The following is a 14,304-nucleotide window of genomic DNA, read 5'->3' on the forward strand; positions in this document are numbered from 1 at the left end:
GGCCTAGCTGGAGCCGCCGGGCGGGCCGAGTGTGAGCAGGGTGGCCATGATCGAGACCAGGGCGATGGCCATAATGCTGGCAAGCAGCACCGGGCGGGCCAACATCCAGCGCAGCAGGGCGCTGATCCGGGTGTCATCGCGCGGGTCAGCCGTGCGAGTGCGGCGCCATTCACCGTCCAACAGTCCGCGCTTTTCGAGCGCACGGTCGAGGGGGAGAGTCCCGAAGGGAACGATGGCCGTGATCACCGCGAGGGCGGTGAGCCGGGGCCCCCAATGTTGGTTTACGGCCAGGAGCACGGCCGTCATTCCGTAGGCGAGAAAGACGAGACCGTGCAGGAAACCGCCGATCTGCACGCCCCACTCGCCGGCCTGCACGACGTATTTCAGAAGCATGCCGATGATCAGCAGCGACCAGGTGATCGCCTCGGCGATGGACACAGAGCGGTACAACAAGCGGGGGGACACGAGGGCACTCCAAAAGTTCGGCGGGTGGCGGTAAGCCCCAGTCTTCCAGACCGCACGCAGCGAAGCTGGGAGCCCGCCGAAGAAATTGCAGTTGTGTAAAGTTGCAGTTGCGCAAAAACGCACTGTGCGCAAGAATTGCACTCGTGATAATCGACTCAAATCTGGGGCTGCGTGACCGCAAACGCCTCGAAACACGCCGGCGGCTCGAAGACGCCGCGGTGACTCTCGTGCTGCAGGGTGGACTCGAACACACCACGGTCGACGCCATCAGCGAGCTCGCCGATGTGTCGCCACGCACCTTCTTCAACTACTTCGAGAGCAAGGATGCCGCCATTCTCGGCCTGCGTCAGGTCGAGGTCGATGCGACCGAGCTTGCTGAGCAGTGCGCCCAGATGACCGAGCGCGGGCTGCTCGACTCCGTCGTTCACCTGCTGCTCACGGTTATGGGTCCGCCCTCGACCCGACCGACGATGCGGGAGGACCGGCTGGAGATTCTCCGTCGACACCCACACCTGCTCACCACCCAACTTGCCCAGTTCACCCAGCTGACCGCCGCGGTCACCGAAGCGGTCGCCGCCCTCGTGGCGAAAGACGCGCGGTTCGCGAGCGACTCACCCGCAGATCAGGCGGCATCCGCCGATCTGGTGCTCGCCCTCTGCGGCGGCGCGGTGCGCGTAGCCGTGCGGGAGTGGGCCGAAATGAACCCGACCGACGCCACCGACGCGGCCGACCAACTTGAATCACGGGCAATCTCGCTCGCCAGAGAGGTATCAGAAAAACTTTCATGACCACCACACTCACTCCGCGCGAGGCTGCGGCCTCGACCGCCAATCCCGGTAAGCGTCATATTCTGCTGGTTTTCGCCGGGCTCATGGTCACCATGCTGCTCGCATCGCTCGACCAGACCATCTTCAGCACCGCGCTGCCGACGATCGTCGGCGAGCTCGACGGTGTCGACCACATGCTCTGGGTCACGACCGCGTACATTCTCGCGTCGACCATCATGCTGCCGGTCTACGGCAAGCTCGGCGACCTGATCGGCCGTAAGGGCCTGTTCATTGGCGCCATCAGCGTTTTCATCCTGGGCTCCATCGTCGGCGGACTCGCCCCCGACATGACCTGGCTCATCATCGGACGCGCCGTGCAGGGCCTCGGCGGCGGTGGTCTCATGATTCTCTCGCAGGCGATCATCGCCGACGTCGTGCCGGCGCGTGAGCGCGGAAAATACATGGGCATCATGGGTGGCGTGTTTGCACTGTCCTCCGTGGCGGGGCCGCTGCTCGGCGGCTGGTTCACCGAGGGCATCGGCTGGCGCTGGGCGTTCTGGATGAACATCCCCCTCGGTGCCCTCGCCATCGTGACCGCTGTCTTCTTCCTGCGCCTGCCCAGGGTCGACCACGCCAAGCCGAAGCTCGATGTGGCCGGTATGGGCCTGCTGGCCCTGGCTTCAACCGGTCTCGTTCTGACGTCAACCTGGGGCGGAACGACCTACGACTGGGATTCCCTGCTGATCCTGTCCCTGATCGCGGCAACGCTGGTCGCCGCGGTGGCCTTCGTTCTGGTAGAGCGCCGCGCCGCCGAGCCGATCATGCCGCTGCACCTGTTCAAGGACCGCAACTTCAACCTCACGACCATCGCCGGCCTGATCACCGGTATTGCGATGTTCGGCGCCCTCGCTTATCTGCCCACCTATCTGCAGATGGTCACCGGGGCGAACGCCACCGAGGCCGGATTCCTGATGATCCCAATGATGGCCGCCCTGCTCATCAGCTCGATCGGTTCCGGCTGGCTGGTCAGCAAATTCGGCCGCTACAAGTGGATGCCCATTCTCGGTACGATCATCGTCGGCGTCGCCCTGGTGCTGCTCTCGACCATGACCCCGACCTTGCCGATCTGGATCCTGTGCAGCTATCTCGCGGTCATGGGACTCGGGCTCGGCTTGAGCATGCAGATCCTCATTCTGATCGTGCAGAACTCCTTCCCGAACTCGCAGGTCGGAACGGCCACCGCCTCGAACAACTACTTCCGCCAGATCGGTGCCTCCCTCGGAGCTGCCGTGGTCGGTAGCCTGTTCGCGGCCCGCCTGACCGAGCTGCTGGCCGAGCGGATGCCCGCCGGCGGCGCGGGAGCGGCGAATTCGTTCACCCCTGGCATGGTGCGCGACCTGCCCGATGCCGTGCGCGAGGTCATCATCGGCGGCTACAACGACGCGCTCACCCCGGTGTTCCTCTACATGGTGCCGCTCGTGATCGTCGCGGCCATCCTGCTCTGCTTCGTCACCGAGAAGCCGCTCGCCACGACAATCGAGAAGGACATTCTGCCGCAGTCACTCGAAACGGATGGTGGCACCTTCGTCACCCTCGAGACGCACGAGATCGACGTGGTCGACCCGGTTGACGGGGCCGCCCCGGTCGATGTGGCCGACGTGAAAACGCCCCGACCGCGTTAGCTCGACGGCGTGATGCCGGGAGATCGCCGGGGGTCACCCGGCGAGCTCCCGGCAACGATTAGCGGGCGACGAGCGCCCGGGCGATGACCGAGGTGAAGAAGGTGAGGCCGTCGATGCCGCTCGCCATGGCGTCGTCGGTGTCGGGGCCGAAACCGGCCTCGACGGCGTGCTCGGGGTGCGGCATGAGGCCGACAACGTTGCCGCGGGCGTTGGTCACACCGGCGATGTCGTTCAATGACCCGTTGGGGTTGCCGCGGATGTAGCGGGCCACGATGCGGCCCTCACCCTCCAGCTTCTTGAGGGTCTCGTCCGAGGCCATGAACGAGCCCTCGCCGTTCTTGAGCGGAATGACGATCTCGGCGTCGGCGGCGAAGCCGGTGGTCCAGTCACTCGCGTTGTTCTCGATGCGCAGGCCCTGGTCGCGGCAGATGAAACGGCCCTGCTCGTTGCGGATGAGTCCGCCGTCGAGCAGGTGGGCCTCGGTGAGCATCTGGAATCCGTTGCAGATCCCCAGCACGGGCATGCCCTTGTTCGCCGCATCGATGACCTCGGTCATGATCGGCGAGAGGCTCGCGATGGCACCGGCCCGCAGGTAGTCGCCGTAGCTGAACCCGCCGGGCAGCACGAGCGCGTCAACGCCGTGCAGGTCGTGGTCGCCGTGCCAGAGGGCTACCGCGTCGGCGCCGGCCAGGCGAACCGCGCGCGCAGCGTCACGGTCATCGAGCGAGCCGGGAAAAGTGACGACGCCGATGCGCATCAGGCGACCGCGCTCGACGGTGCGTCCTGCACGTGGATGCCGACGACATCCTCGATCACGGAGTTGGACAGCACGGTGTCGGCGAGCTCGCGCACGGCAGCGAGGGTGGCCTCATCCGCGGCGCCCTCGATGGAAATTTCGAAGCGCTTACCGACGCGCACACCGGTGACGTTCGACAGCGCTGGCTGGGTCTGACCGAGGCGACCGAGGGCGCCGGCAACGGCCTTGCCCTGGGGGTCAAGCAACTCGGCCTTGGGCATTACTTCGACGACGATCGTTGGCACAGGGCACTCCGCATACAGTCTGGGGCTTATAGTCGTGGCAAATCTCTCCAATTCTACATGCCGTGCCCGACCGGCCCGGCCCGATTCTCGGGGCTGCGCGGTAATGCCGACGCGGTGATGCCGCTGCGCCCGAGCAAAATGCCGCGCAAGACGTCGCGCACAGCGGCTACGCCGTCGAAGGTCTCGACGAAACTGGTGCTGAGCGGGGCGAGGCCGAGGCGCAAACCGGATGGTGCTCGAAAATCGGGAATCACATCGTTGTCCCAGAGAATTTTTGTCACCTCACGCATGAGCGGATGGTTGATGGTGACGTGGCCGCCGCGATGGGTGTGCTCCCGCGGCGAGGCCACCGTGACGCCCATCGGAGCAAGCCACTCATCGACCAGTGTGATGGCGAACTCGGTCAGCGCCACGGACTTGGCCCGCACCGACTCGATCGTGGCTTCCTCGAGCATTACGATCGTGTCTTGCATGGCGAGCATGCCCAGCACGGCAGGAGTGCCGCTCATAAAGCGACGGATGCCCGTGGCCGGCAGATACCCCGGACCCATCTCGAAGATCGCCTGGGCGCCCATCCAGCCTTGAATCGGTTGAGTCAGTACATCCTGCAGGTCGTTTTTGACATAACCGAACGCCGGGGCGCCCGGACCGCCGCTCAAGTATTTGTAGGAGCAGCCGACGGCGAGATCCGCGTCGCAGTGGTCCAGTTCGATGGCAATCGAGCCGACAGAGTGGCTCAGGTCCCAGAGCACGAGCGCGTCGTGCTCGTGGGCGATGTCGGTGATGGCCTTCATATCGGCGAGATAACCCGAGCGGTAGGCCACGTGGCTCAGCACGACCAGCGAGGTCTGCGGGCCGACCACCGCACGCACCTGCTGCGCGGTGACCCCGCCCTCGGGGTCGGAATCGATCCAGCGCAACGTGAGGCCCCGCTCGCGCGCGATGCCCTCGAGAACGTACCGGTCAGTGGGAAAGTTATCGTTGTCGAGCACGATTTCGGTGCGCCGCGGTCGAGAATCCACGGCTGCACGGGCCAGTTTGTAGAGCAGCACGGTGGTGGAATCGCCCACGAAGACCTGCCCGGCTGCGGCGCCGAGGGCGACCCGGCCGAGGTCGTCGCCGATCTGCAATGGTAGCTCCATCCACTGTTCGTCCCAGCCGCGAATGAGCCGGGTGCCCCAGTCCTGCTCGAGAAACTCGGCGATGCGTTCAGCGCTCGCCCGGAGCGGTCGGCCGAGCGAGTTGCCGTCGAGGTAGGAGCGCGGATTGGCCGTGTCGGCGTCGGCGTCGGTACCCAGAAAGCGGGCCCGGTAGTGTGCCAGACCGTCGATGCGATCCATGCGGCGCGCGAAGGTGAGGTGAGTATCGGGCCCGTTCGTGCCGTTCGTGCCGTTAACGCCGGCAGCGCCGTTGAAATTGGGGGAGGGTGTCATGGAAGAACCTCAAGTTCGGGGCGGGTGCGGGGGCGCGTGACGGCGCGAGCCGTGCAGAGCCAGTCGGTAAAACTCTCGGGGTGTTCAGGCTGTTCGCCGACGAGACATGTCACGGTCTCGTCGGGCAGGGTAAGGCCAAGCGGACGGGGAGCGCAGAGCGCCGCCAAGACATCGTCCGGGGTCAGCCCGACAGCCAGCAGCGCCTCGATTTCGCGGCGATTGACTCCGAGAGCCAGCGGCCCGTTGCCCAGATCGGTGCCGTACAGCACCCGGCCACCAGCGGCATGAAACCGCCGCAGATTGTCGCTGGCAATCTCGAACGCCGTGGTGGGGGAGCCCCAGCCGTGAATATCGAGGGTACTGATCCAGGTCATGCCCACAGCCATGGCGCTCACCAGGTCATCGGCGAGGCGTTCCGAGAACGGCGTGTGCGCGAAGGCATCGACGCCGGCCTCGAAGGCATGGCCGGCCTGCCCGGCGCCCTCGGCGTGGGCCACGACCGGCAGCGAGTGTTCGTGCGCCCGCGCGACGATTGCTCGCAGCGCTTCAGCGCCGAGCACCGGTCCCGCCACCGAGTTCAGGGTGATCTTCACAATGGATGCCCCGGCTGCAGCCTGCAGGTCGACCGCCGCATGAGCGTCCAGCCCCGCGGCATCAGTACCCGTGACGACCTCGCAACTCCAGCCCGGTTCGGCCCAGTCGGCGTGACTCGGGTAGCCGCCGGGCGCGGTCAGTAGCTGGTTCGCATATGCCAGATCTGGCATGGCCGCCGGGAGGCCGTCGGGCCGCCAGCCGCCGAGGTCGAGCACCCGGGCGATTCCGCCGCCGCGCAGGCGGGTCGGGTCGATCAGGGCGAGGTGCACGTGCGCATCGAGAAAGCCCGGCAGCACGGTTGCCCGATCGGAGTGTTCGCTCACGCGCCGATCTCCGTGCGCACCGCGAACAGTTCGGGAAAGAAGGTGAGTTCGAGGGCCTTCTGCAAAAAGGCCGCACCGCTCGACCCTCCCGTGCCGTGCTTCATGCCGATAATGCGCTGAACGGTCTTGAGGTGGCGAAAACGCCAGAGCTGAAAGTTGTCTTCGAGGTCGACGAGTTCTTCGCAGGCCTCATACGCGGCCCAGTGCTCGGTGGCGTTCTCATAGATCTCGCGAAAGGTCTGCACGAGGTCGGGGCGGAACGTCCACGCCTCGGTGACATCGCGCTCGAGCACGTCGGTGGGGATCAAGAAACCGGCCCGATGCAGGTAGCGCAGAAACTCGTCGTAGAGGCTGGGCGCTTCGAGGGTGGCGGTCAGGAGATCGTGCGCCGGGGCATCCGCTTCGAAAACCGTCAGCATGCGCCGGTTCTTATTGCCGAGCGCGAATTCGACCGCACGGTACTGGTACGACTGAAAACCGCTCGAATTGCCGAGAAACTGGCGAAACTGCGCGTATTCGGTGGGGGTGAGGGTCGCCAGCACCGACCACTGCTCGGTGAGGGTGCGCTGGATGTGCTTGACCCGGGCGATGCCCTTGAGCGCGGGCGCGAGCTGGTTCTCGCGCAACGCCTGGCTCGCCGCTTGCAGTTCGTGCAGCATGAGTTTGAGCCAGAGCTCGGTGGTCTGGTGCTGGATGATGAAGAGCAGTTCATCGTGGTGTTCGGGAACGCTGACCGGATGCTGCGCGTCGAGCAGCGTCGGCAGGTCAAGGTAGGAGCCGTAGCTCATCTTCTCTCGAAAATCGGTGACGATCTCGGGGTCGAACTCACGGGTGTTGTTCTTGAGGGTCATCGGGTTCCGTTCGGCTTGATCAAATTGTGCGCAGGTTGCGGCCGTGGGCGCAACACCGGGAGTGAAGCGTTCAGTTCAGAGTTCTACACTGGAGCGCATGACCTCGCCGACCCGAAAGCCTCAGGATGGCGTGCCGGCACCGTCTGCGCCCGAGCGCCCCGCCGCACTGCCACCCCGCCGCCGTGATGCCCGGCAAAATCGTGACCGTCTCATTGTCTCGGCGCGGGTTCTCATCGCGCAGAACGGTGTCGAGGCCTCGCTCGAAGAGATCGCGCGCCAGGCTGAGGTCGGCGTCGCCACGCTGTACCGAAATTTTCCGACCAGGGATGATCTGGTGCGTGCGCTCTACGAGCTCGCCCTCGCTGAACTGCACGCTGTGCGCAGCGAGATCGAGGCTGCGCCGACCCCGTGGGAATCGCTCGTCATCTACACCGAACGGGTCGCCGAATGGCTCGTCGCTGATCCCTCCCTGCCGCCCATCCTGCGGCGCATGGCCTATCTTGATCCCTCGGCCCGGCTGGCGGCCGAATTCGACGGTTTCATCGCGAGCCTCGTGGCTCGGGCGAAGAAAGACGGCACGCTGCGCCGCGACGTCGACGCGGTCGACCTCGCCGTTCTCGTCACCATGGTCGGGTCGCTCGGCGGTCTCGGTGCTCCCTATGCCGGTCAGTGGCGGCGGCAGCTCTCCATCGTGCTCGACGGCCTGCGCGCCGCTGACATACCGCGATCCAAGCTGCCCGGCCGTCCGCTCAACGTGAAGGACTACCAGGCCACCGTGCACGGACTGACTCGGCGGGCGGCTCGCGCCGCCCGTTGAGCGTTACGCCTGGGCGCGTACCAGAATGCGGTTGGCCCACGGGTCGTCAAAGGCGAGGGTCTGACCGTCGTGACGGGTGTCGACGTTGAAGTGCGTCATCCGTTCGTTGAGGGCGCCGAGGTCGTCGGTGTTGGGCACAACGATGCTGACCTCGCCGAGCCCCAGCGCCAGGCGGCGCTTGCCGCTGCCCGAGCTCTGCCAGGTATTCATCGCCATGTGGTGGTGGTAACCGCCGGCTGAGACGAACAGGGCCGAGGAGCCGAGGCTCGCGGTCGCTTCGAAACCGAGCCGGTTCACGTAGAACTCGCGCGCGCTCGCGACATCGCCCACCGAGAGGTGCACGTGGCCGACGACCGCGTGGCCCGCACTGGGCTCGGCCGACAGATGCTCCGAGATGAATGTATTCGGGTCGAGGTAGAGCGTGGCCATTTCGACCTGGCCGTGGGTCCAGCTCCACAGGGTGCGATCACGGTCCCAGTACAGCTCGATGCCGTTGCCCTCGGGGTCGGTGAAGTAGAAAGCCTGGCTGACCAGGTGGTCTGCGCTACCGGTGAATGTTCCAGGGGACTTCGTGCCGATGGAATACACGGCCGCGGCGAGATCGGCCTGGGTGTCGAACAGGATTGCGGTGTGGAATAACCCCGCCGAGCGCGGCTCGGCGGCAGCGAGCTCGGGGGCGTGCTGCAGAATCACCAGCGGGGTCTGACCGCGACCGAGCACGGCGACCGGTCCGTCCTGGCTGAGCAGCTCCAGCGTCACAACGTCGCGGTAGTAGGCGGTCATGGCGTCGAGATTGCCCACGCGCAGGGTCACCGCACCCATCCCGGTATCGGCAGCCAGCAGGTCTTTCGCGGTTAGTGTCACAGTGAGCAGAACACGGCTATCGCCCCGGCTATTCCGCGCGAGGTGGGCATCCGCTCCCCCCGTTCGTGCCGTGCTGTGTACCTCAGGCGCGGGTCAAGAGTGGGTCAAGCGCGGGACAGGCGCTCGAGCAGTTCGCGATACCGGGCCGCGGTCTGTTCGACGATCTCGGTCGGCAACTCGGGCGGCGTGCCGACGCCGTCCCAGTGGGCGGAGAGCCAGTTGCGCACGATCTGCTTGTCGAAGCTCGCCATGCGGGTCTCGGGGGTGGTGCCGGTGTGCCAGGCGTCGGCATCCCAGTAGCGGCTGGAGTCGCTCGTGAGTACCTCGTCGGCGAGTACGGTCACGCCGGTGTTCCGGTCGGCGCCGAACTCAAACTTGGTGTCGGCCAAAATGACGCCGGCCTTCTCGGCGATCGCTCCCGCGGTCTGGAACAGGGCGAGGGAGAGATCGCGCAGCTCGGCGGCAACGTCCGGTCCGACCAGTTCGACCGTGCGCTCGAACGAGATGTTCTCGTCGTGCTGGCCCATCGGTGCTTTCCAGGCCGGGGTGTAAATGGGCTCGGGCAGCCGGTCACCGTTCTGCAGGCCCGCCGGCAGTGCAATGCCGCACACCGACTGGGACTCGAGGTATTCCTTCCAGCCGCTTCCGGTGAGGTAGCCGCGCACGACGCACTCGATCGGGTACATGTCGAGGGTGCGGCAGAGCATGGCACGCCCGGCGACCTCGGCGGGAACCAGACCGCGCACGGTGTTGTCGACGAGTTCGTGGTCGGCCACGAGGTGATTGGGAATGTTGGTCAAGCGGTCGAACCACCACAGGCTCAGGGTGGTGAGCAACTCGCCCTTGCCGGGGATTCCCGGCTCGAGCACGTGGTCGAACGCGCTCACCCGATCGCTGGCGACGACGAGTACGCGTCGCGCGCTGGCGAGCGAGGGAACGGCATCCGCTGCTGTGATACCGCCGGATTCGACACCGCCGGATTCGACATAGAGATCGCGCACCTTGCCCGAATAGACGAGAGTCCACCCGTCAAGCGCGGCGGCAGCGGATGCGGGGGATTCGTCTTCAAAATGGCTCACCCGTTCATTCTCCCGCATCTTCGCAGCATCTTCATCGCGTCTTCATCGCGCATAACTCCTGCTAAAAATCCGTCGGCCCCGTCGCACCCGCGAATTCACGGGGAAGTTCTGGCGCCGGTCAGCAAATTGCAGGAGTTACGCGCGCGGGCGGTGGGACGGGCTGCGGGGGAGGGCAGCCAGACGGGGCAGCCAGACGGGGCAGCCAGACGGGGCAGTGGGACGGGGCTGTGGGATAGGGCTGTGGGACGGGGTTGCCGGCCGGGGCTGCGGGAAGGCCAGCCAGATGGGCCGGGAGGAGTCAGGCGACGCGGGCAGCGATATCGGTACGAAAATGGCCACCGTCGAGGCCGACCATGGTGAGGGCCTCGTAGGCCCGGGCCCGGGCCTTGGCGAACGAGTCACCCACGGCGACGACGCTCAGAACCCGACCGCCGGTCGACACGAGTGTGCCATCCACGATCCGGGTAGCCGCGTGGGCGATCGTCACGCCGTCAACGGCCAGGGCAGCGTCGAGACCCGTGATCTCCCGGCCGATGATCGGGGTGTCCGGGTAGTTCTCGCTTGCCAGCACGACCGTCACGGCCACATCGGTGGAGAACTCCGGCCGCGGCAGCCCGCCGAGCAGACCGGTCGCGGCGGCGAGCAGCAGGCCGGACAGCGGTGTGACCAGGCGCGGCAGCACGACCTGCGTCTCGGGGTCGCCGAAGCGCGCGTTGAATTCGATGACGCGAATTCCGGCATCCGTCAGAATGAGCCCGCAATAGAGGAGGCCGACAAATGGGGTGCCCTCGGTGGCCAGCCGGCGCACGGTCGGCAGCGCGACCGTCTCGATGATCTCGTCGACGAATGCGTTCTCGCTGCCCCACGAGTCGTCGAGCCAGGGCAGCGGCGAGTACGCGCCCATGCCGCCGGTGTTGGGGCCGGCGTCGTTGTCGAGGGCGCGCTTGTAGTCCTGGGCGGGTGAGAGCGGCAGCACATTCTCGCCGTCGCTGAGCAGAAAGAGCGAAATTTCCTGACCGTCGAGAAATTCTTCGATCAGCACGCTGCCGTGTTCCAGCCAGAACGTGGCGTGGGCGACGGCGGCGGCGCGATCCTCGGTCACAAGCACGCCCTTGCCGGCGGCCAAGCCGTCCGCCTTGACCACATAGGGGGAACCGAACTCGTCGAGAGCGGTTTCTGCTTCGGCGAGGGTGCCGGCGCGCACGGCCCGACCAGTGGGAACCCCGGCCTCATCCATAATGCGTTTGGCAAAGGTTTTGCTGCCCTCGAGCGCGGCGGCGGCCCGGTCGGGCCCGAACACCGGCACGCTGCGGGCGCGCAGGGCGTCAGCGACGCCGGCCACAAGCGGTGCCTCCGGACCGATCACGACGAGCTCAACGCCGTGTAATACGGCATAGTCGGTCACGGCCACCGGGTCGTTCGGATCGAGCGCTACGACCCCAACCTCGGCAGCGATACCGGCGTTGCCGGGAGCGCACTCGACGTTCGGGCGCGGCTCCTCACGAAGCAACGCGGTGATGATGGCGTGCTCGCGGGCACCGGAACCAAGGACCAGAATTTTCACCGTTTCAGGCTACCCGATGCCTCAGGCCCGCCTGATCCGGCAGACTAGACCGATGGCACGAGCGAGGATTGACGACGGAGCCGGCCGTGCAGCCGTGCGGGCGGCTCTCGACGCGCTCGCCGATGGAACCAGCGCGAGCCGTTCCAGTCGTGCACAGGCCGTGCGTTACACCCTGCAGCTACTGGCCGAACAGGCTGAGGGCAACACCCTCGAGGTGCGCGTGCCCCCATTCGGTGCCGTGCAGTGCGTGGCCGGCCCGCGTCACACCCGCGGCACGCCGCCCAACGTGATTGAAACGGATGCCGCCACCTGGCTCGCCTTGGCCACCGGCAGCCTGGCCTGGCCGGAAGGCCTGGCCAGCGGTGCCATCCACGCCTCCGGAGCCCGCGCCGACCTGACCGGCCACGTGCCGGTATTGACCCTCCCTGCTGGTTGAGTTTCAACGTTCGGCGGAGGTTTGAGCCCGAGACAAGTTCGTGATGAAAAACCGTTCAATAATTCGACGCGACACGGCTAGTTTCACCCCGTTGCGGCCGGTGAGTCACAGGTGGAGCCTTCGCACTGCCTTGCGGACGTAACACCAACGATGACGCGCTTGGGCATTGTCGGCCGTATTCGCTGCCTCGAATCTCGTTGAGCTTTCCTCGCTTTTATGTTCGATTTGCGGTAGAATTGGGGTGAAGGAGGCACTGACGCCCATGTTCATGGAAAGCCCCGGCGAGACCAGCGTGAACCCCGTTATTCTGGCGGTGGAGCAGGCGCGGGGAATTCTCCTTGAAGCGTTGGGTGGGGTGTCGTTTGGGTTGCTCGGCGACGAAGAATCCCTCACCATGCTCCTCGCACTGGAGAGCGTGGGTCGGGTCATCGACGGAGCACGGGTGCTCTCCACGACGGATGTGTTGCGTCGGTCCGAATATTTCGATGCTGCTGCTGCCCAGGTTGGCGCTTCTACCGCTGTTTCTGCCGCTGCTGCGGGCAGTGCTGGTGCGGGCAGTACTGGTGCGGCGTCCGTGACGCCGGACAGCGCGCCGGCGGCCACGGGCACGGCGATCGCGTCGGGGCTGAGCGCGGCGGGGCTGGGGGCACCGACGCTGGGGGCGCCGACGCTGGGGGCGCCGACGCTGGCTCGTCGGCTGGGCTGTCGCAGCGGGGTTGACCTGGTCTGCACCCTCGCCCGGCTGTCCCGCAGCGAGGTGCGCCAGCGCGCCGCGCTCGGTCAGAAAACCGGTCAGCGGATGCTCCTCGGCCGGCCCCTCGCGCCTACCTACCCCGTCCTCGGCGAAGCGTTGCAGGGCGGAACGCTCGGCGTGGAGCAGGCCCGAGTGATCGTGCAGGTGCTCGACGGCCTCCGCTCTGAAGTCGTGGTCGAGGACCTCGACCGGGTCGAACGCTCCCTCGTCGCAAGCGGTTCCGGCGCGATCACCCCCGAAACCGAGGGGCTCCCCGGCGCCGGCATCGCGTTCGCCCCCGAGTTGCTGCGGCAGCAGGGCATCCAGTGGAAGGCACGACTCGCGCCCGACGGCACCGCGCCCGACGGCACCGCGCCCGGTGACACCCCGCCGGAACGGCGCAGCTGGCTCACCTTCGGCGCCCTGAGCAACGGCGGCTACAGCCTCAACGGCTGGTTCACCACCCTGGACCGCGCCATCATCGGCAACGTCTTCGACGCGTACCTCTCCGCCGCCGCCGCCCACCCCGTCCGCGGCGCCACCCCACGCGCCACCCCAGGCACCACCCCACGAGACACCCCACGAGACACCCCACGCACCACCCCACGCGCCACGGTCGCATTCCGTGAAACGGAACCCACCGACAACGAGCGGGTCGAGCCGATCGAACAAGGCGAACAGGGCGAGCAGGGCGAGCAGGGCGAACAGGGCGAACGGGCCGAGCAGGCCGAACAGGCCGAACAGGGCGAACCGACCGAGCAGGACCAAAGCGAACAGGCCGAGGAGAGCAGGCAGGCCGAGCAGGCCGAGCAGGCCGGGCAGGGCGAGCAGGCCGGGCAGGGCGAGCAGGCCGGGCAGGGCGAGCAGGCCGGGCAGGGCGAGCAGGCCGAGCAAGCCGAACCGGGCGGGCAGTCCGGGCGGGCGGGTCCGTGCCCGCAGGAACCGGGCGATTCCCGCTCGATCAGCGAGAAACGAGCCGGCATCCTCTGCGCGGTGTTCGAAGCCGCAGCCCGACAACCCGACACCCCCACCATGGGCGGCGCCGCCCCGACCGTGCTCGTGCACATCAACATCAACGACCTCCTCACCGGCCGCGGCGCCGGCTGGATCGACGGTATCGACGGCCCCCTCACCACCACACAAGTCGACGAACTCCTCTGCGCCGGCGGCTACCAACCCGTACTGTTCGGCCAGCAGGGTCAGATCCTCCACCTCGGCACCAGCAACCGGTTCTTCACCGCCCAACAACGCCGAGCCCTCGCCGCCCGCGACGGCGGCTGCATCATCCCCGGCTGCACCGTGCCACCCCACCAAACCCAGGCCCACCACGTCAGACCCTGGCGCGAGGGCGGTCTGACCAACATCGACAACGCCGTCCTCCTCTGCAACGCCGCCCACAGCAGCATCGACACCTCCGGCTGGGACATCGACATGCGAGACGGCCGCCCCTGGATCCGCGGCCCGCTCCTGTTCGACCCCACCCAAACCTGGCGCCCCGCCGGCCAAAACCGCGCCGCCACCCCCACCGAAAAACCCACCTGGGAGAAATAGCACCCTCGTCGCACCGCACCAGGCCAACGCAGCCATGCGACATCCCGACTCCACCGGCGAAGTCGTGGAGCTCAAGTCCCTCGGGATGCTGCCCCGAAGTGGGG

The 14,304-nt window shown here is 66.8% G+C and carries 14 protein-coding genes; 5 read left to right on the plus strand and 9 right to left on the minus strand.

The window, feature by feature from the left end; translation table 11 throughout:
- Positions 1 to 3: 3 nt before the first annotated feature.
- Positions 4 to 465 (minus strand): DUF3817 domain-containing protein, encoded by a 462-nt coding sequence (locus QMK22_RS13495; RefSeq protein WP_283498169.1) that lies wholly within the window; start codon positions 463 to 465, stop codon positions 4 to 6.
- 143 nt (positions 466 to 608) lie between these two features.
- Here QMK22_RS13495 and QMK22_RS13500 point away from each other — a divergent pair, with 143 nt between their 5' ends.
- Positions 609 to 1,253 carry a TetR/AcrR family transcriptional regulator gene (locus QMK22_RS13500; RefSeq protein ID WP_283498170.1) on the plus strand — a complete coding sequence of 215 codons (645 nt, stop codon included), beginning with the start codon at positions 609 to 611 and terminating at the stop codon, positions 1,251 to 1,253.
- Positions 1,250 to 2,914 (plus strand): MDR family MFS transporter, encoded by a 1,665-nt coding sequence (locus QMK22_RS13505; protein WP_283498171.1) that lies wholly within the window; start codon positions 1,250 to 1,252, stop codon positions 2,912 to 2,914. The genes QMK22_RS13500 and QMK22_RS13505 overlap by 4 nt, the downstream gene beginning before the upstream one ends.
- A gap of 58 nt (positions 2,915 to 2,972) precedes the next feature.
- On the opposite strand, the gene purQ is transcribed toward QMK22_RS13505, so the two are convergent.
- From purQ to kynA, 5 genes are all read right to left on the minus strand, one after another.
- Positions 2,973 to 3,671: a phosphoribosylformylglycinamidine synthase subunit PurQ gene (gene purQ, locus QMK22_RS13510; RefSeq protein ID WP_283498172.1), complete on the minus strand. Its 699-nt coding sequence runs from the start codon at positions 3,669 to 3,671 to the stop codon at positions 2,973 to 2,975.
- Positions 3,671 to 3,955 (minus strand): phosphoribosylformylglycinamidine synthase subunit PurS, encoded by a 285-nt coding sequence (locus QMK22_RS13515; protein WP_283498173.1) that lies wholly within the window; start codon positions 3,953 to 3,955, stop codon positions 3,671 to 3,673. Before QMK22_RS13515 ends, purQ begins: the two co-directional genes overlap by 1 nt.
- A gap of 53 nt (positions 3,956 to 4,008) precedes the next feature.
- Positions 4,009 to 5,295, minus strand: coding sequence for a kynureninase (locus QMK22_RS13520; protein ID WP_283498207.1), 1,287 nt, complete (start codon positions 5,293 to 5,295; stop codon positions 4,009 to 4,011).
- Positions 5,296 to 5,384: 89 nt separating this feature from the next.
- Positions 5,385 to 6,305 (minus strand): amidohydrolase family protein, encoded by a 921-nt coding sequence (locus tag QMK22_RS13525; RefSeq protein WP_283498174.1) that lies wholly within the window; start codon positions 6,303 to 6,305, stop codon positions 5,385 to 5,387.
- Positions 6,302 to 7,156: a tryptophan 2,3-dioxygenase gene (gene kynA, locus QMK22_RS13530; RefSeq protein ID WP_283498175.1), complete on the minus strand. Its 855-nt coding sequence runs from the start codon at positions 7,154 to 7,156 to the stop codon at positions 6,302 to 6,304. The genes QMK22_RS13525 and kynA overlap by 4 nt, the downstream gene beginning before the upstream one ends.
- Positions 7,157 to 7,253: 97 nt before the next feature.
- On the opposite strand from kynA, the gene QMK22_RS13535 reads away from it, so the two are divergent.
- Positions 7,254 to 7,973, plus strand: a complete 720-nt coding sequence (locus QMK22_RS13535) for a TetR/AcrR family transcriptional regulator (protein ID WP_283498176.1) — start codon at positions 7,254 to 7,256, stop codon at positions 7,971 to 7,973.
- 3 nt (positions 7,974 to 7,976) lie between these two features.
- On the opposite strand, the gene QMK22_RS13540 is transcribed toward QMK22_RS13535, so the two are convergent.
- The 3 genes from QMK22_RS13540 to purD form a co-directional block, all read right to left on the minus strand.
- Positions 7,977 to 8,795, minus strand: a complete 819-nt coding sequence (locus tag QMK22_RS13540) for a VOC family protein (protein WP_283498208.1) — start codon at positions 8,793 to 8,795, stop codon at positions 7,977 to 7,979.
- 146 nt (positions 8,796 to 8,941) lie between these two features.
- The gene (locus tag QMK22_RS13545) at positions 8,942 to 9,934 is read right to left on the minus strand and encodes a phosphoribosylaminoimidazolesuccinocarboxamide synthase (protein ID WP_502857703.1); all 993 of its coding nucleotides are present in this window, start codon (positions 9,932 to 9,934) and stop codon (positions 8,942 to 8,944) included.
- Between the two features lie 280 nt (positions 9,935 to 10,214).
- On the minus strand, positions 10,215 to 11,480 hold the full coding sequence (gene purD / locus QMK22_RS13550; protein ID WP_283498178.1) for a phosphoribosylamine--glycine ligase: 1,266 nt from the start codon (positions 11,478 to 11,480) through the stop codon (positions 10,215 to 10,217).
- A gap of 52 nt (positions 11,481 to 11,532) precedes the next feature.
- Here purD and QMK22_RS13555 point away from each other — a divergent pair, with 52 nt between their 5' ends.
- The gene (locus QMK22_RS13555) at positions 11,533 to 11,916 is read left to right on the plus strand and encodes a sterol carrier family protein (protein WP_283498179.1); all 384 of its coding nucleotides are present in this window, start codon (positions 11,533 to 11,535) and stop codon (positions 11,914 to 11,916) included.
- 241 nt (positions 11,917 to 12,157) lie between these two features.
- Entirely contained in the window at positions 12,158 to 14,200 is a 2,043-nt protein-coding gene (locus QMK22_RS13560; RefSeq protein WP_283498180.1) for an HNH endonuclease signature motif containing protein, read from the plus strand.
- Positions 14,201 to 14,304 lie beyond the last annotated feature (104 nt).

This window comes from Cryobacterium sp. PH29-G1, assembly GCF_030063365.1.
Classification (GTDB): domain Bacteria; phylum Actinomycetota; class Actinomycetes; order Actinomycetales; family Microbacteriaceae; genus Cryobacterium.